This window comes from Paenibacillus favisporus, from assembly GCF_040545415.1.
In the GTDB taxonomy this organism is placed as follows: Bacteria; Bacillota; Bacilli; order Paenibacillales; family Paenibacillaceae; genus Paenibacillus_AQ; species Paenibacillus_AQ favisporus.
Window position 1 is genome coordinate 756,769 of sequence record NZ_JBEPLV010000004.1, and the last position, 16,214, is coordinate 772,982.

Annotated in this window: 12 protein-coding genes and 1 other annotated feature; of the genes, 8 read left to right on the plus strand and 4 right to left on the minus strand. The window is 56.2% G+C overall.

From position 1 onward, the window contains the following. Positions 1 to 87: 87 nt before the first annotated feature. Positions 88 to 1,350: a stalk domain-containing protein gene (locus ABID47_RS21305; RefSeq protein ID WP_354499657.1), complete on the plus strand. Its 1,263-nt coding sequence runs from the start codon at positions 88 to 90 to the stop codon at positions 1,348 to 1,350. 937 nt (positions 1,351 to 2,287) lie between these two features. On the opposite strand, the gene ABID47_RS21310 is transcribed toward ABID47_RS21305, so the two are convergent. Next, a complete protein-coding gene (locus ABID47_RS21310) occupies positions 2,288 to 3,202 on the minus strand; it encodes an NADP-dependent oxidoreductase (protein ID WP_354499734.1) in 915 nt (304 codons plus the stop codon). A 206-nt stretch (positions 3,203 to 3,408) separates the two neighbouring features. Between ABID47_RS21310 and ABID47_RS21315 the strand changes: the two genes are divergently transcribed. Beyond that, a complete protein-coding gene (locus ABID47_RS21315) occupies positions 3,409 to 4,275 on the plus strand; it encodes a LysR family transcriptional regulator (RefSeq protein ID WP_354499659.1) in 867 nt (288 codons plus the stop codon). Between the two features lie 127 nt (positions 4,276 to 4,402). Here the strand turns inward: ABID47_RS21315 and trpS are convergent, their stop codons facing one another. After that, complete coding sequence (gene trpS, locus ABID47_RS21320; protein ID WP_354499661.1) at positions 4,403 to 5,416, minus strand: tryptophan--tRNA ligase; 1,014 nt, start codon at positions 5,414 to 5,416, stop codon at positions 4,403 to 4,405. Positions 5,417 to 5,679: 263 nt separating this feature from the next. Further along, positions 5,680 to 5,991, minus strand: a binding site (T-box leader). Between the two features lie 280 nt (positions 5,992 to 6,271). Here trpS and ABID47_RS21325 point away from each other — a divergent pair. From ABID47_RS21325 to ABID47_RS21345, 5 genes are all read left to right on the plus strand, one after another. Next, positions 6,272 to 8,080, plus strand: a complete 1,809-nt coding sequence (locus tag ABID47_RS21325) for a sensor histidine kinase (RefSeq protein WP_354499663.1) — start codon at positions 6,272 to 6,274, stop codon at positions 8,078 to 8,080. 52 nt (positions 8,081 to 8,132) lie between these two features. Beyond that, complete coding sequence (locus tag ABID47_RS21330; RefSeq protein WP_354499664.1) at positions 8,133 to 9,458, plus strand: response regulator transcription factor; 1,326 nt, start codon at positions 8,133 to 8,135, stop codon at positions 9,456 to 9,458. A 116-nt stretch (positions 9,459 to 9,574) separates the two neighbouring features. Continuing rightward, positions 9,575 to 10,477 (plus strand): carbohydrate ABC transporter permease, encoded by a 903-nt coding sequence (locus ABID47_RS21335; RefSeq protein ID WP_435530654.1) that lies wholly within the window; start codon positions 9,575 to 9,577, stop codon positions 10,475 to 10,477. Continuing rightward, positions 10,478 to 11,350, plus strand: a complete 873-nt coding sequence (locus tag ABID47_RS21340) for a carbohydrate ABC transporter permease (protein ID WP_354499668.1) — start codon at positions 10,478 to 10,480, stop codon at positions 11,348 to 11,350. It abuts the gene before it with no gap. A gap of 116 nt (positions 11,351 to 11,466) precedes the next feature. Continuing rightward, positions 11,467 to 12,927: an ABC transporter substrate-binding protein gene (locus ABID47_RS21345; protein ID WP_145138040.1), complete on the plus strand. Its 1,461-nt coding sequence runs from the start codon at positions 11,467 to 11,469 to the stop codon at positions 12,925 to 12,927. Positions 12,928 to 13,073: 146 nt separating this feature from the next. Here ABID47_RS21345 and ABID47_RS21350 read toward each other — a convergent pair whose 3' ends face one another. Continuing rightward, on the minus strand, positions 13,074 to 14,384 hold the full coding sequence (locus ABID47_RS21350) for a glutamate-1-semialdehyde 2,1-aminomutase (protein ID WP_354499670.1): 1,311 nt from the start codon (positions 14,382 to 14,384) through the stop codon (positions 13,074 to 13,076). 42 nt (positions 14,385 to 14,426) lie between these two features. Beyond that, a complete protein-coding gene (locus ABID47_RS21355; RefSeq protein ID WP_354499672.1) occupies positions 14,427 to 15,497 on the minus strand; it encodes an LCP family protein in 1,071 nt (356 codons plus the stop codon). A gap of 211 nt (positions 15,498 to 15,708) precedes the next feature. On the opposite strand from ABID47_RS21355, the gene bcp reads away from it, so the two are divergent. After that, entirely contained in the window at positions 15,709 to 16,167 is a 459-nt protein-coding gene (bcp, locus tag ABID47_RS21360; protein WP_354499674.1) for a thioredoxin-dependent thiol peroxidase, read from the plus strand. The last annotated feature ends 47 nt before the right edge of the window (positions 16,168 to 16,214 follow it).

Sequence of the window (16,214 nt, forward strand, 5' to 3'; positions counted from 1 at the left end):
AACCGGTAAATGGTGGTAAACTGAAGTTAGCAAGCAAGCCTTTGGCGTCCTGCCGGAGGCTTGTTCCATTGAATAAGGAGTGATCACATGCTTCGTACTGTTCACAAGTACATAGGCTCGCTGTCCGTTGCGCTGCTGTCTTCGGCACTGGTGCTGAGCGCGGCGGGAGCGGCACCCGCTTCTTCACCGCAAGCGGCGGCGAAAGAGCCCTACCGGATCGTCGCCTTCGGCGATTCGCTAACCGTCGGCTATGAGCCCGGCAAGGGAGAGAAGGACGTTCCTTACGGTTTTGTGGACCGCCTGCAGGAGCAGGGGCTGCTTCACGGCCGGACGGAAACGCTGAACGTGGGGATTGCCGGGCTGAAGAGCCAAGGGCTCCAAAACTTTGTGGAAGCCGTCGCAGCCGGACAGCCGATCGGTGCCGAGGCGATTCAGCCGAACCTGCCGGATCCCCGGACCGCCCAGATCGGCGCAGCGGCTCCACAGACTCAAGCGGCCGTGAAGGCCGCGGACGCCATTACGATCACGATCGGCGGCAACGACATGTCCCAGCTGCTTGAGACCGGGAGCCAAATGACGGACCAGCAGCTGTCCGACCGCGTACAGGAGCTGTTCAAGCTGTACTCGGACAGCATGAAGGTCGTGCTGGACGACCTGCACGGCTTGAATCCGGACGCGCTGATCGTGGTCGCCGACCAGTACCAGCCGATGCCGGAAATCGCCGACAAGGCGCTGTATCCGAAGCTGGGGCAGGCGGCCCAGGCTTTTACGGACGTCATTGACAAGATGGCGGCCTCCTACCAGTCGCAGGGCGTCAATGTCAAGGTGGCCCATGTGGCCAAGGAGTTCGTCGGCGGCGAGGGCACGATGACGCATATCATCGCGGATCGGGACATCCACCCGAACCAGATGGGGTATGAAGCGATGGCCAAAGTCTTCTCCGAAGTGATCTGGGGCGGCTACACCAAGCTGGCTGTTCACGAGGTGGGCGCGCCGATGGGCATTATCGTCGGCGGTAAGGAGCTGAACACGCCTTACAAGCCGGTCATTAAGAACGGCGCAAATTTCGTGGCTATCCAAGACATCGTGAACGCGGTCGGCGCCACTTCTAAGTGGGACGGCAAGACGTCCAGCGCGACGATCAGTTACGCGGGCAACACGGTCGTCATCACGATCGGCGCCAGCTCCGTGAAGGTAAACGGCCAACCGGTCGCCGTCGGCGCACCGGCATTCCTTAACAAGGTCGGCAAGGAATCGAAGACGTACGTACCGCTGGCAGCGCTGGCGCAAGGCCTCGGCTTCGATGTCCAGTACGTGGCGAAGCTGAGAACGGCATTTATCAATCCATAATAAGCACGAGAAGGGCTTCCCCGGATGGGGGAGCCCTTGTTTATTGCGGAGGCTTCGAAGCTGTAATGCTTGAGGGTGGATGCTCCGAAGCCTGTAATGCTTGAGAGCGTGCGCTCCGAAGCCATCCTGCAGGCCCGCTGCGCGTCCGGCTCATGCTTCCGACCGCTGTTGCTCGCGAATTTCTGGGAATGGACGATGGGGAAGAAATTCGCTCACAAAGGCGGCCGCTCCGCTGGAATCGGGGAAGTGGAGGTAGCTATGCCTGCTGCGCTAAGGCACCTAATTACGCAAGGAGAGCATCGCTCGGAAGCTGTTAAGACAGCGGCGCTCCCGAGCTCAGACCTCTGGTGGGATTTCTCCGATGCCCACATCTCTGGTGGAATCGCTCCGAAGCCTTCTTGTAAGCCCGCTGCGCGTCCGGCTCATGCTTCCGACCGCTGTTGCTCGCGAATTTCTGGGAATGGACGATGAGGAAGAAATTCGCTCACAAAGGCGGCCGCTTCCGCTTCTCCAGCATGAATCCGGCCGCTCCGCTGGATTCGGGGAAGGGGGAGCCATGCCTGCTGCGTTAAGTCAACTAATTAGGGCAGGGAGAGCATCGGCTCCGAAGCCTGTGAGAGCAGAGCCGACTGGTGCCCAACTTCTCTGATTAAAGCCTCTTTATAGCCCCTCCCTGATCCCTGCTCCTGCTGCCGCAACCCGGCAGGCAGGAGCCCCTACAGCATCAGCTATCGCATCTGCTGCCACTCCGTATTCTCAAAACCCGCTTCTACTTTTCTCCATTCGAACGCACCGGATCTGCCCGTACTCTTTACGCTGCAACTACCCGATGCACCGGCCAACCAGCTTCAGGCCCACGCCCATGCGACGGTGCACCGCTTCCACGACCAAACCGCTGGTTTCGGGCGAACGGCGGAGACCCCAGCAGGAGCCTCCCTTACCCGATCACCAGCACAACCTTGCCCTGGCCGTGCCCGCTGGCCAGCTCGCGGTGCGCCGCGGCGGCCTCTTCCAGCGGGAAGGTCCTGCGGACGCGGACCTTCAGCTTGCCCTCGGCGCAGAGATCCGCCAGCTCGGCCAGCCGCGCGGCCGAGCGCTGGTTGCGGATCATGCGGACGCCGAGCTCCGCTGCAAGCTCGCCGTCCACGATCGTGCCGATGCGCTCCCTGTCCGGGACGAGGTCCACGGACACGCGGAGCGCATCCCTCCCGGCGGCGTCGAGGGCTGCATCGACGCCGCCAGGAGCAAGGGCACGCACCCGCTCGCCCAGGCCGGGGCCGTAGGCGACGGGGATAGCCCCCAGGGCGCGTAGGTAGTCGTGGTTCCGCTCGCTGGCGGTACCGATAACCGTGGCGCCTAGGGCGCGGGCAAGCTGGACAGCCATGGTGCCGACCCCGCCGGCGGCGCCATGGATCAGGACGGTATCGCCCTCCCCGACGCGAAGCTCCTGCAGGGCGGTGTGGGCGGTCTGTCCCGAAGCTGCGAGCGACCCGGCTTCTGCCCAAGGGATGCCCGGCGGCTTACGTACGATTTGGCTGGCGGGAACGACGACGTATTCGGCGTAGCTGGCCAGCAGAGCCCAGCCGATCACGTCATCGCCGGCCGCGAAGTCCGTTACGTGGTCTCCGGCCTGCTCGATCGTTCCGGCGAAGTCATTGCCGAGAATTTGCGGAAACCGGATGCTTAGACCAGGCGGGATCCATCCCGTTTCCCGAACGGCCAGGTCGAACGGTTGAACGCCGGCCGCTTTTACGCGAACCCTGACCTCATCAGGGCCGGGTAAGGGGAGCGGCACATCCGCCGTATGCAGTACGTCTGGCGGACCGAACGCGCGGATCACCGCCGCTTTCATGGTCTGTTGTTCTGTCATGCTATCGATCATCCTTTCGGTCATTGAATATAGTGATATCCAGAGCTTTTATTTCATGCCTCCTGCGGTGAGCTTGAGCAGCCTCTCTCGCCTTCGGCCTGTATTTATTCTATAATCGATCATAAATAATAAAAAATATATATAATGCTATTTATTAATAACCTTTGGTATATAAGGAGGGGGTCTTAATGGAGCTGCTGCAGCTTCAATATTTTCGCAAAGTTGCCGAACTTGAGCACATGACCCGTGCGGCAGAGGAGCTGCGCATTGCCCAGCCTGCCCTCAGCAAGACGATTTCACGGCTGGAGGAGGACCTGGGCGTGCCGCTGTTTGACCGGAAGGGGCGGCAGATCCGGCTGAACGCCTTTGGCCGGGCCTATCTGCGGAGGGTAGAGACCGCGCTGAACGCCCTGGAAGACGGAAAAAGGGAACTCGAAGATCTGGCGGGAGCGGAGAAGGGCAGGGTGAATCTGGCGACGACCACGCATAAATGCTTCTCCGACCGGATCGGAGATTTTCTGGGGATCCATCCGGAAATCCGGCTGCAAATTTCCCAGGCGGGAGAGCAGGAGAAGCGGGATAAGCTGTTGAGCGGGGAACTGGACCTGTGCATCACGTTCCCACCGATCGAGCAGCCGGGCATCAAGGGAATTTCCTTTTTGACGGAAGAAATTTTGCTGGCAGTGCCTTCGTCACACCGGTTTGCGGGCCGCAGCAGTATCCGGTTAAGCGAGGCGGCGGGGGAGGCTTTTATTTGCATCCAGAGCAGCAATCCATTTCGGAAAATGACGGATCAGTTTTGCAGGCAGGCCGGGTTTGAGCCGGATATTGTGTGCGAGGTGGATGAGCATTCGGCCGTTGGCCATTTTATCCGGGCGGGGGTAGGCATCGCCTTTATCCCTGAGACGCTGGTAGATCGGATCGGATTTTCGTTTCATGTGCTGCGGATCGAGGAACCGGTCTGTCGGCGTACTTACCAAATCGCATGGCAAAAGGAGCGCTATTTATCCCAAGCTGCGCGCGAATTTCGGGACTTCCTGGTCCAGAGCTTTTAAAGCGTGCCGCTTCGTTATTACCAATCAAAAAAACCGCCCAAGGAACGGCTTCTGCCGTATCACCTTGGACGGGTATTCTCCTATGGGCTAACCGGAGGGTTCCGGGCAGCCCATTTTTATGGCTATTTTATCTCCGGTCAAAATAGTTGATCCCCATAGCCTCCCGCACCTCGCCCATCGTTTGGCGCGCGGCCTCGCGGGCTTTGGTGGTACCTGCCATTAGAATGTCGTCGATGTCGCCGGAACGCTGTTCATACCGGGCGCGGCGTTCGCGGATCGGCTCCAGCACCTCTTCGATCGCCCCGGTGATTTTAGCTTTGCAGGCGGCGCAGCCGAGCGTGCCCCGGGTGCACATGTCATGAATATTGCCGCTGTCCTCCGGGCGAAAAATCCGGTGATACCCGTAAATTGTGCAGACCTCCGGATGGCCGGGATCGGTTTTGTGCACGCGCGCCGGATCGGTTGGGGCCTTGCGAATCCGGCTGCTGACCTCGTCCGTGGTGGAATCGAGGGAGATGGCGTTGCCGAGGCTTTTGCTCATTTTGCTTGAACCGTCGAGCCCATCCAGCCGTTCACCTACGATGATTTGCGGCTCAACCAGGACGGGGGCGTACAGCTCGTTAAAGCGCCGGACGATTTTGCGCGTCTGCTCGATATGGGGGATCTGGTCATCGCCGGCGGGAACCAGGGTAGCTTTGCAGAAGGTGATGTCCGCCGCCTGGCTGACCGGGTAGCCGAGGAAACCGTAATACAGATCCTCGTATCCGCGCTCGGCCGCTTCGCTCTTGATCGTCGGGTTGTGGCGCAGCGAGCTGACCGACACGAACATCGAATAAAGCACCGTCAGCTCGGCTATCTCGGGGATCATCGACTGCACGAACAACGTCGCACGATCAGGGTCAATGCCTACCGACAAATAGTCCAGCGCCACCTGGCGCACGCTTCCCGCCAGCATTTCCGGCGTATGAAAATGGGTGGTCAGCGCCTGCACATCCGCCAGCATGATATAGGTTTCGTACTGCTGCTGAAGCTGCACCCGGTTCTTCAGGCTGCCGACGTAATGGCCGAGATGCAGCTTGCCGGTCGTCCGGTCTCCGGTGAGGACAATGTCCTTGGGTTGTGAGTTTGTTGAAATTGTCATGGTTATTCCTCCTGAATTGAAATTGTTTTGTATACGGAACTTCATTAGCGAGCATGTCTAGTAACCCGGTCTTCCCGGGACGCCACCACCAGCCGTCATCCATGGCCATCACCTCCTTCAATCATGCAGTTTTCAGTTTTGCTTTAGTTGATCGGGCAGAAGGGCCGACGATAAGTCTCCGAGGCTAATACGTCCTTATATCAACGCCAAAAAAGCCCCGCCCTTGGGATCTCCATGCTGAAAAATTTCCAGACGGAGATCTATCCAAGGACGGGGCTCCAGCCCGCGGTGCCACCTTGATTGGCCGCCATCCTCTAGGGATGCAGCCCTGCTCAACAGGTACGGATTCCGGCGCTAAACGAAAAGAAAATTGCATATGCCTTCCTCGATACCCTGCCCCGGTTAACGGTGGGGACCTGCCGCCCATCCTACTGTCCGCTTCTTTGGGGAAGCGTTCCTGTTCAGACGGGGCACTCCGAAGCCCACTTCCGCGCGCGCCGCCACCGGCTTGCACCACCCGCCGGCTCTCTGTGAGGCCGCGATTCGCGCGTACTCTTCTTCATCATCGTGAAAATGGATTTGGACTATTGTAGCTCATTTTTTCGAGGAAGGAAAGAGGGCATCTGCCGCTATTCCGTTGTCATCCCGTCGCTATTCCACCGCCGAGGCCCGCCAATAACGCTGCCGTAAAATTTTACTGGCAACCCGCCGAAAATAAATTACACTAGGACTAATCGCCCATGGGCCTGTCTGCCGGGCCATATCTTACAATCGCGAATGATTGTCGTAGAAACGCACATACTTCCCCATTTTTATTGTTGGTATATTGAAAGAAAGCCGGAGGTGTTATGACTGATGAAGCGGGGGATCCGCAATCCGCTGGCGAGAATGAACGTCAGGCAGCAGATGATCCTGCTGTTTCTGGTTCTCGTCATTCCCGTGTTTATTCTGAACGGGTACGGCAACAACAGGGCGGGCCAGATTTTAAAACGCCATGTAACCAATGCTTATATAGAGCTGAACAAGCAAAATTTCAAACTGATCAGCCGCGATATTGAAACCGTTAACAAGGTGACGGCGACGGTGTTTCAGAATTCGGTGGTCCAGCAGCTGGATACGTCGGGGAAGGACACGGTGCTGCAGCGGGTGAAAACCTACGAGAAGCTGGAGCGCATGCTTAGCTCATACTCGCAGGAGAGCGATGAGCGGCAGCCGCTGTACTATTCGCTGTACGTGTACGATCCCGGCAACCATTACTTTTTTGCCCCTTATTATCCGGAGTCCAAAAAGTCGGGGGTTTATTTCTTTTCGAACGAGGCCGAGAAGCCGGAATGGTTTGACGAAGCGGTAGCCCGTAAAGGGAACGGCTATTTGCGGCTCACCGATCATTTATCCCCGCCGGCGAAGGGGCAGTACGACCAGAAGACGCTCGGCTATGTCCGCGCGATCAACAACATTGATCAGGGCGGTACGATCGGCGTGCTGATGGTAACGAACGTGGACGCGAGGATCGGCGAATCGCTGAAGACCGTGTCGCTGCCGGAAGGCGAGCTGTATTTTACCGATTGGAACAATCACATTCTGACCTCCACCCAGCCGGATGCCGAGGGCGTGCTCAGCCTTCCTACCGAAGTGGAGCCGGGGAATTCACCTATGGGCGTCAAGGACGTCATTACGAAGGATTTTATCTATGTCGTGGATTATAACTACGTGCTCCAGCAGAAGCTGGTGTACAAAGTGCCGGTCAAAGCGCTCCTGCAGCAGCAGGACGAAATGAAGCATGTCATCCAGATCATCTCGGTCGCGTATTTCGCCGCCGGTCTGATCATCATTTTATATTTCTGGCGGTCCTTGATGACCCCGCTGCAAAAGCTGGTTACCTTCGTCCGGCGTTATGAGCCGGGGAATGCCGTGCCCGAAACGCCGCACCGAAAGCGCAACGACGAGGTCAGCGTGCTGATCTCCACCATTTACGAAATGGCCCGGCGCCTGAACGACCTGATTCATTACAAATACGACATGGATTTAAAGCAAAAAGAAGCGCAGCTGTCGCTGTTGTACCAGCAGATCAACCCGCATTTGCTGTACAACACGCTGGAGAGCATCTACTGGAAAAGCAAGATGGAAGGCAACCACGTGTCGGCCGAGATGATCAAGGACCTGTCCAAGCTGATGAAAATCAGCCTGAGCCGCGGGAGGGAGCTGATTACGCTCGGAGAGGAGCTGGAGCATGCGACCGCTTATATCAAGCTGCAGCAGAACCGCTATGACTATGCGTTCCAGGTGGACATCGACCTCCCGGAATCTCTGCACCCGTTGAGCATTCCGAAAATTACGCTGCAGCCTTTGATCGAAAACGGAATCATTCATGGCATTAAAAATATGGGCGAGGACGGCGAAATCCGCATCGAAGCGGAGGCGTCCGGGGGTATCCTGCGCATCCGCATTTCCGATAACGGCTACAAACCGGTGGACATCGAAGCCATCAACCGGAACTTGAACAGTGAAACAAATGATCCTTCGACCGGTTACGGGGTCCGGAACATTCATCAGCGGATTCAGCTTCACTACGGCAAGGAGTACGGCCTTGTCTACAACGTCCGCCCGGGCGGGGGCACGCTGGTCACGATCACGCTTCCCGCCGAAACGGCAGGCGGTTCCTGACAAACAAGGTATAAACAAGCTGCATACAAGCTACATACAAGGGGGAGCATCCATGTTCAATATTTTGGTCGTCGACGACGAGCCGCTCATCTGCAAGGGATTAGCCGGGCTGCTTAGCACATCGGGCCTCGACATCGGTCAAGTCTACACGGCGGGCAGCGGCCATGAGGCGCTCGATATCGTCCGGATGGAGGAGGTCGACCTGCTCGTCACCGACATTCAGATGGGGGAGATGAACGGAATCGAGCTGATGCACCAGGCGAAAATTATCAAGCCGTGGGTGCAGACGATTATTATTTCAGCGCATGAAACGTTCCAGTACGCGCAAAGCGCGATCCGGCTCGGAGCCAAGGACTATTTGCTGAAGCCGCTGAACAGCGAGCAGTTTCTGGACTCCGTCGGCAGCGTGCTGCTTAAGATGGATAAACGGATACCGCAGGTGAATGAGCTTTTGACAGCCACACAAGAGGATTTTCGCATGGAGGAGCCCGAGCCCCGCAAGAACGAGCTTCTGAACCGGCTGCTGTCGGAAGAAGCGGGCCATGAATCGGGGGATCTTGAGACGGGCGGTGAATATGACGAGCTTGGGCTGAAGGGTCCGTATTTTGCCGTCATGAAAATGAGGCTGGACCTTTCCTCCAGCAGCCCGTCCTATACCGACAGGGATCGGCGGCTTCTCCGGTATGCCTCGCTCAATATTGTGAAGGAGCTGCTCGATCAGGAATGGGATGCGCTTCTGTTTTACTCGCCGGATGACGACATCCATGCGATTATCCAGTGGAGCGAGGCGGCAAATGCCGAAACCGGCGAGAACAAGCTCAGCCAGCTCGAAATGGCCGGCCGCAGCGTGTACCATCACATCCGCAAATATTTGAAGCTGGATTGTACAGTCGCCATCAGCCAGATCCTGAAGGGCATTCCTTTTCTTTCCGTACTCGGCCGCCAGGCCGATAAAGCGATGCTGTGGAGCCGGCACTACCCGGACTACCACGTTTTTTATTACGGGGACTTCAATTGGCATAACTACGCTGAAGATCCGTCCGCAGAAGAGCTGTCGACGCAGAGCAACCGGATTGTGGAGAGCACGAGGCGCTATATCGAAGAGAACTACAGCCAGAAGGGGCTGACCATTCATGAGGTGGCGAAGAAGAACCATGTCAGTCCGAACTATTTGAGCTACCTGTTTAAGAAAATTACCGGGCATAACCTGTGGGAGTACGTTATCAAGCTGCGGATGGAGGAGAGCCGCCACCTGCTTCAGAACACGGACCTGCGCCGCTATGAAATCGCCGAGCGGGTGGGGTACGAGTCGCCGGAGCATTTCAGCAAAATATTCAAAAAGTATTTCGGCATGAGCCCGAGCGAGATGAAGAAGTAAGAACAGCCATCATTTCCATAGAACTAGACATGTGCGCGGGCAGCCCGCTTTTCTACAATTATCCTTAAGAAACATTAGAGGAAAGAGGGAGACAGATGGGGGAACCCGCTACAGCTATGTTAAAGCCGGAAGCGAAGAGCAAGCCGGCGGGCAGACGAACGAGCAGGTGGAAAAAGCATCTTTGGGGATACCTGTTCATCCTGCCGGCCATTGTCATTTTCATTTTGTTTTTGTGGGTGCCGATTATCAAAGGAGCGGTGTACAGCTTCTTTACGATTGATTTCGTCAAAGGCAACACCTTTGTCGGTTTCGATAATTACGCCAGGGTGCTGCACGACCCCGATGTATGGACAGCCGTTAAAAATACGCTGTATTACATGTTTTTAACGGTCATCATCGGCTTCTGGGTGCCGATCGTGGCATCGATCGCGATTTCGGAGCTGCGCTTTTTTCAGGGCTTCGCCCGGATTGCCGCTTACCTGCCGTTTGTCGTGCCGGGCGTGGTACTGTACGGCATGTGGCGGTGGATGTATGACCCGGTCGGTCCGATCAACGGGCTGCTCAGCAGCTTCGGTGTGGAACCGGTGTCCTTTATCTCCGACGGGCGATGGTCCATGATCTCCATCGTGTTCATGGAGACTTGGCAGCAGTTCGGATCCGCGATGCTGATCTATTTGGCCGGCGTGCTCAGCATTCCGAGAGACTGGTATGAAGCCGCCGAGATCGACGGGGCCGGCGTATGGAATCGGATCCGCTACATTACGATCCCTTCCATACGGAATCTGATCGTGCTGATGTTTATCCTGCAAATCATCGGGACGTCCCAAGCCTACCAATCCCAGCTCGCCCTGCTGGACGGGGGACCGAACAACACGACGCTGACTTATGCGCTGCTTATCGTGAAGTACGCGTTCAACCAGCTGGATTACGGTTCGGCGACGGCACTGGGCATGCTGATGTTTATCGTACTCAGCCTGCTCGGACTGCTTCAATTCAAGATGAACAAGGAGGATTACTAGATGAGCCAGCATGACAGAGGAATCCTTTCTTCTTCCGATTTGAGGAAGCCGCTGAACAAAGTGGTGTACGGCATCATGGTGCTTGGCATCGCGGTGATGGTCGTCACGATGCTGTACCCGATTCTGATGACGATGTTTAACGGTCTGAAGACGAACCAGGAAGTCAACTCGTTTCCGCCGCATTTCTTTCCGCAAACGTGGAATTGGGACAATTTCTCGGAAGGCTGGGACTACATTAACCTGCCGATGTTTTTGAAGAATACGATCTTGATCTTCGTCGGCAATCTGCTGATGACCGTGCTGGTGCTGGGCCTGGCCTCGTTCAGCATCTCGAAGCTGAATGTGCCGTTCCGCAGGGGAATCTACTTTTTCATCCTGATGACCTTGTTTATCCCGGCGTCGAGCTATATCATTCCGAACTTTGTTAATTTGAAGGAGCTGGGCCTGCTCAATTCGTACTGGGCGTTCTGGCTGCCGGCCGGAGCGAGCGCCTACTATTTTCTGCTGATGAAAAATTTCTTCGACGGCATTCATCCGGAGATCTTCGAAGCGGCCCGCATCGACGGAGCGTCCGAGCTCACAAGCTACGTCCGGATTGCCGTTCCTTTGTCCGTGCCGATCTTCGCCACGCTGGCCATCTTTATCTTTTCCACGGCATGGAACGACTGGTTCTGGCCGTCGCTCGTGATGCACAGTGAGGAGAAGTATACGCTGGCCACGGCGATCTACAAATACGTCATCAACGCGCGGAGCATGGACAACAACATCAAATTCACGATTTTGTTCATGGTCATGATCCCGCCGATCTTCGTGTTCCTCGTGTTCCAGAGGTTCATTATGCGGAGTGTCAGCTTGTCGGCGGTCAAAGGCTGACCGGCCAACATCGTAGGCATGCACATGAAGGGCATACGATTACACATCGATTGATGAACCATCCTCTCTTATGATGAGAGGGTAAACCATACCATTTGACGAAAAGGGGAGTTTCAATGCGTAAGTTTTCCATGGTGCTGATGTGCCTCCTGTTGTCGGCCTCGGTGCTTGCGGCTTGCGGCGGCGGCAGTAAAACGGCCGGCGGCGACAATCAGGGCGGCGGGTCCGATGGATCCGGATCCGGGGGAACGACGGCGACGACGGATGCGGGGAAATCGGAGGACGATATTACCCAGAAGAAAATCACGATTAAGATCCACTACCCGCTCCCGGACCAAAAAGATCTGCGGGCGCAGGAAGACGACAAGATCAAACGGTTCACCGAGAAGTATCCGAACGTGACGATCGTGAAGGACGACTGGCAGTACAGCGTCAACGAAATCGGCATCAAAATGGCTTCAAACGAAGCCCCGACGTTCTACAACACGTTTGCGACCGAAGCACAGATGCTGGTGGAACGCGGCTGGGTCGCGGATATTTCGGACCTGTACAACAAGTGGGAATACAAGGACGAAATGAATCCGCTGCTGCAAAACCAGTTCATGGTGGACGGCAAGGTCTACGGTGTTACCCAGAACGGGTACATCACGTCGACCATGATCAATAAAGCGCTGCTTGACGCCAAGCAGGTTCCGGTGCCGCCCTTGGACTGGACGTGGGACGATATGTACAACACGGCCAAAGGCGCGGCTGATGTGAAGAAGGGCATCTCCGGCATTGCGCCGATGGGGAAAGGCAATGAAGCCGGATGGAACTGGACGAACTTCCTGTTCGAAGCGGGCGGGGAAATTCAAAAGGTGGAGAACGGGAAGTATACGGCGGTGTTCAATTCGGATGCCGGCGTGAAGGCGCTCGATTTCTATAAAAAGCTGAGATGGGAAGCCAACGCCATTCCGAAGGATTGGGCTCTCGGCTGGAGCGATGCCCTGAACGCGTTCCAGCAGGGACGGACGGCGATGGTCATCGCAGGCGCGTATGACGTCATCGACGCCGCGCTCAACCAAGGTGGGCTGAAGCCGGAGAACGTGCTGGCTTATCCGATGCCGGCGGCTGAGAAAGGCGGCAAGCATTACGGAATTCTCGGCGGCAACTATCTCGTCATTAATCCAAACGCCACCAAGGATGAGCAGGAAATGGCGTTCCGCTACATCACGTTCGACTATTTTACGGATAAAGGGCTGGAAGCGCTCGAAGGCAACATTCAGGAGCGTAAGGCCAACAACAAATATTTCGTGCCGGCGCCGCTGAACTACTTCAAGGACGATTCGGAGTACGGTAAAAAGGTGGCCGCGATTTACGACAAGTACGACAACGTGTACAAATACGATCCGAACCTGTTTGGACTGCTGGACGGCAAGCCTGAAGCCCAGTACGGCACCCAGGATTACTATGGCGCGATGTCCAACGTCGTACAGGAGCTGTTCTCGAAGAAAGACACGGATTCCAAGAAGCAGCTGGACGACGCGGCCAAACTGGTACAAACCAAGTTTTTCGATGAGATCAAGCCTCAGCAGTAAGGAAGCGGACGGCCGGAATTATGGCCAGATGTTAGCTTAGAGGTACTTATCATAAATACAAAAAGACCCTGTCCCGCGGCATAACAGCTGCAGGCAGGGTCTTTCGTTATGATCGGGGTGGATACCAGCCATCCCCGGATCCTCGTTTACTTGCTGATCTCCTTGAAGGAGGCTTCCGCCGCTTCTAGCGTCGCGTCAATGTCCGCTTCGGTGTGGGCCGTGGTCAGGAACCAGGCCTCGTATTTAGACGGCGCGAGATTGATATTACGGTTTAGCATGGCGCGGAAGAAGGCGGCGAAGGCTTCGCCGTCCGTATCCTGCGCCTCGTCGTAGTTGGTCACTGGATGGTCGCAGAAATGCGTGGACAGCGAGCCGCGGATGCGGTTGATCGTCAGCGGCACACCGTACCGGCCGGCCGATGCCTGCAGTCCGTCCGCGAGCTTCGCTGCGAGCCGGTCCATCTCTTCATAGACGCCCTCGCCTTGAAGCACTTCAAGGCAGGCGATGCCCGCCGAGATGGAGGCCGGGTTGCCCGCCATCGTGCCGGCCTGGTAGGCCGGGCCGAGCGGTGCGACCTGCTCCATCACTTCTTTGGAGCCGCCGTAGGCTCCGATCGGCAGCCCGCCGCCGATGATTTTGCCGAGGGCGGTCAGATCCGGCCGGATCGCGTCATGGTTCTGCAGGTCCGCAAAGGTCTGCGTGCTGCCGTAGTGGAAGCGGAAGGCGGTGATCACCTCGTCATAGATGACGAGGGAGCCGTTGTCATGAGCCATGCGGCAGAGGCCCTCGAGGAAGCCCTCCTTCGGCATAACCATGCCGAAGTTGCCGACGATCGGCTCGACCATGACGGCCGCCACGTCGTCGCCCCATTTGGCCAGCGCCGCCTGCAGGGCGTCGAGGTCATTAAAAGGCACGGTAATGACCTCGTGCGCAATGCTGGTCGGGATGCCGGCGCTGTCCGGAATGCCGAGCGTGGAAGGGCCCGAGCCGGCCGCCACGAGCACGAGGTCCGAATGGCCGTGATAGCATCCGGCAAACTTGATGACCTTGTTGCGCTTTGTGTAGGCACGCGCGACGCGGATCGTCGTCATGACGGCCTCCGTACCGGAGTTGACGAAGCGGACCTTGTCCATCGACGGGATCGCTTCCTTCAGCATCCGGGCGAGCTGGATTTCGAGCTGCGTCGGCGTTCCGTACAAGGTGCCGTTCTGAGCGGCACGCGTAATGGCTTCCGTGATATGCGGGTGGGCATGACCGGTAATGATCGGGCCGTAAGCGGCGAGGTAATCGATATAACGGTTGTCGTCCTCATCCCAGAAATAGGCTCCGTTCGCCCGCTTCATAAAGACGGGCGCCCCGCCGCCAACCGCCTTAAACGAGCGGGAGGGGCTGTTGACGCCTCCGACGATGTGCTGTAGAGCTTCTTGATATAATTGTTCAGAACGTGTTCGATTCATGACGGATAACTTCCTTTCTCAAATAAAAAGCAGGCGGGCAGCCTAGTTGCTGCTGCCCGTACTGCCGTTCTCCCCGGTCTCCCCGGAGGTTGTTGAATTGGTGTTAGTATTGGTATTGGTTGGGGTGCCTGTTTTGCCTTCGCTGGATACCGGCACCGTCTCCGGCTTGTTCATAATGTCCTGGATATACTGCTTCAGCTTGCTTTCGCTGGAAACGGTCAGGACGGAAGCCCCGCCGACCTTTTCCTCTTTCAGCAGCTTCATCGGCGGAATTTGCTCGCTGCCGGCCATTTGACTCTGGTAACCGACTGTCGCCAGTTTCCACATGTCATTGACGGACAGGTTCGTATCTATATATGGGCTGACCTGCTCCAAAATGTTCGGCAGCTTCATGATGGACGTCGTGGACTGCATTTTCTGGGCGACCGCCTTCAGGAAAGCCCGCTGCCGCTCCGTCCGCGTAAAGTCCGATGTTGCGTCATGACGGAAACGCACGTACTGCAGAGCCGTTGTGCCGTCGAGATGCTGCTGGCCCTTTTTCAGGTCGATATCGTATTCATGGTTGTCTGCGTTGCTCGGATAATACATATCCTTCTCCACGTAAAAATCTACGCCGCCGACGGCGTCCACCAGCTTGATGAATCCTTGAAAGTCCGTATAGACATAATACTGGATAGGAATGCCAAGCAGATCGCCGACCGCCTTCATTGCCGTATTCGGTCCATGGGTAATCGCTGTATTGATGCGGTCTTGGCCGTGTTCGGGAATGTCGGTGTACGTGTCGCGGAGGATCGAAAAGACATTGATGCGCTTCTTGACGGGATCCAGGGAGGCGACCATCATGCTGTCAGACCTGGGAACTTCACCTTCCTTGATGCCGCGGGCGTCCACGCCCATCAGCAGGATGTTGACTGGTTCGGTGCCTTCCCATTTGGGAGGATCGGGAACTTTGACTTCGACGGGGGTAACTGATTTAAAAGGAGAGTTTTCGGCGGATTTCTGCAATCCCTGCAGGCCATTATAAATCGATGCAAAATAATAGACCGCATAACCGATGATGGCTAATACGATAATGGCTATAATCCATAATATTGTTTTTTTCCTTGGAGTCATTCCTTTTCTTCCTTTCGCTATCCTGTTGAAGGAGAGTGCTTGTCTTCGACATGTTCAGACATTTGTAGAGTAAGGATTCATTTATTATAATTTTTTTTGACAATACAATCAATTTTACATTCTGGAAAGCATTTCACCAAGATAAAATGAACGAAAGTGTTCAGTTTATATAGATGCAGTGCTTGGCCTCTGAAAGGAGAAAGTGATACATATGACACAATTTGCAGTTGGAGACATGGTTCCCGATTTTACCCTTCCGGCCTCGAACGGGGAGGAGATCACCCTCAGCAGCTTTAGGGGACGCAAGGTGGTGCTGTATTTCTACCCGAAAGACAATACGCCCGCGTGCACGCAGGAAGCCTGCGATTTCCGCGACGCACTTCCTCAGATTGAAGCGAAAGGCGCGGTCGTGCTTGGGATCAGCCCGGACGAGCTTAAATCCCATGGCAAATTTGCCGAGAAATATAGCCTGCCGTTTCCTTTGCTGTCCGACAAGGACCATCATGTGAGCGAATTGTACGGCGTATGGCAGCTGAAGAAAATGTACGGGCGCGAGTTCTGGGGCGTCGTCCGTTCGACGTTCCTGATCGATGAAGAGGGAAGGCTCATCAAGGAATGGCGGAAGCTCCGAGTGGCGGGCCATACCGGCGACGTCGTGTCAGTCCTTTAATTTTATGTAGCTCGCCGTACAAATATTAAAATGCATGATCATATCTA

What these genes read in the sequence shown, in the direction of transcription:
- ABID47_RS21305 (WP_354499657.1), top strand. Translation starts at nt 88, where the DNA reads ATGCTTCGTACTGTTCACAAGTACATAGGCTCGCTGTCCGTTGCGCTG.
- ABID47_RS21310 (WP_354499734.1), bottom strand. Translation starts at nt 3,202, where the DNA reads ATGAAAGCGGCGGTGATCCGCGCGTTCGGTCCGCCAGACGTACTGCAT.
- ABID47_RS21315 (WP_354499659.1), top strand. Translation starts at nt 3,409, where the DNA reads ATGGAGCTGCTGCAGCTTCAATATTTTCGCAAAGTTGCCGAACTTGAG.
- trpS (WP_354499661.1), bottom strand. Translation starts at nt 5,416, where the DNA reads ATGACAATTTCAACAAACTCACAACCCAAGGACATTGTCCTCACCGGA.
- ABID47_RS21325 (WP_354499663.1), top strand. Translation starts at nt 6,272, where the DNA reads ATGAAGCGGGGGATCCGCAATCCGCTGGCGAGAATGAACGTCAGGCAG.
- ABID47_RS21330 (WP_354499664.1), top strand. Translation starts at nt 8,133, where the DNA reads ATGTTCAATATTTTGGTCGTCGACGACGAGCCGCTCATCTGCAAGGGA.
- ABID47_RS21335 (WP_435530654.1), top strand. Translation starts at nt 9,575, where the DNA reads ATGTTAAAGCCGGAAGCGAAGAGCAAGCCGGCGGGCAGACGAACGAGC.
- ABID47_RS21340 (WP_354499668.1), top strand. Translation starts at nt 10,478, where the DNA reads ATGAGCCAGCATGACAGAGGAATCCTTTCTTCTTCCGATTTGAGGAAG.
- ABID47_RS21345 (WP_145138040.1), top strand. Translation starts at nt 11,467, where the DNA reads ATGCGTAAGTTTTCCATGGTGCTGATGTGCCTCCTGTTGTCGGCCTCG.
- ABID47_RS21350 (WP_354499670.1), bottom strand. Translation starts at nt 14,384, where the DNA reads ATGAATCGAACACGTTCTGAACAATTATATCAAGAAGCTCTACAGCAC.
- ABID47_RS21355 (WP_354499672.1), bottom strand. Translation starts at nt 15,497, where the DNA reads ATGACTCCAAGGAAAAAAACAATATTATGGATTATAGCCATTATCGTA.
- bcp (WP_354499674.1), top strand. Translation starts at nt 15,709, where the DNA reads ATGACACAATTTGCAGTTGGAGACATGGTTCCCGATTTTACCCTTCCG.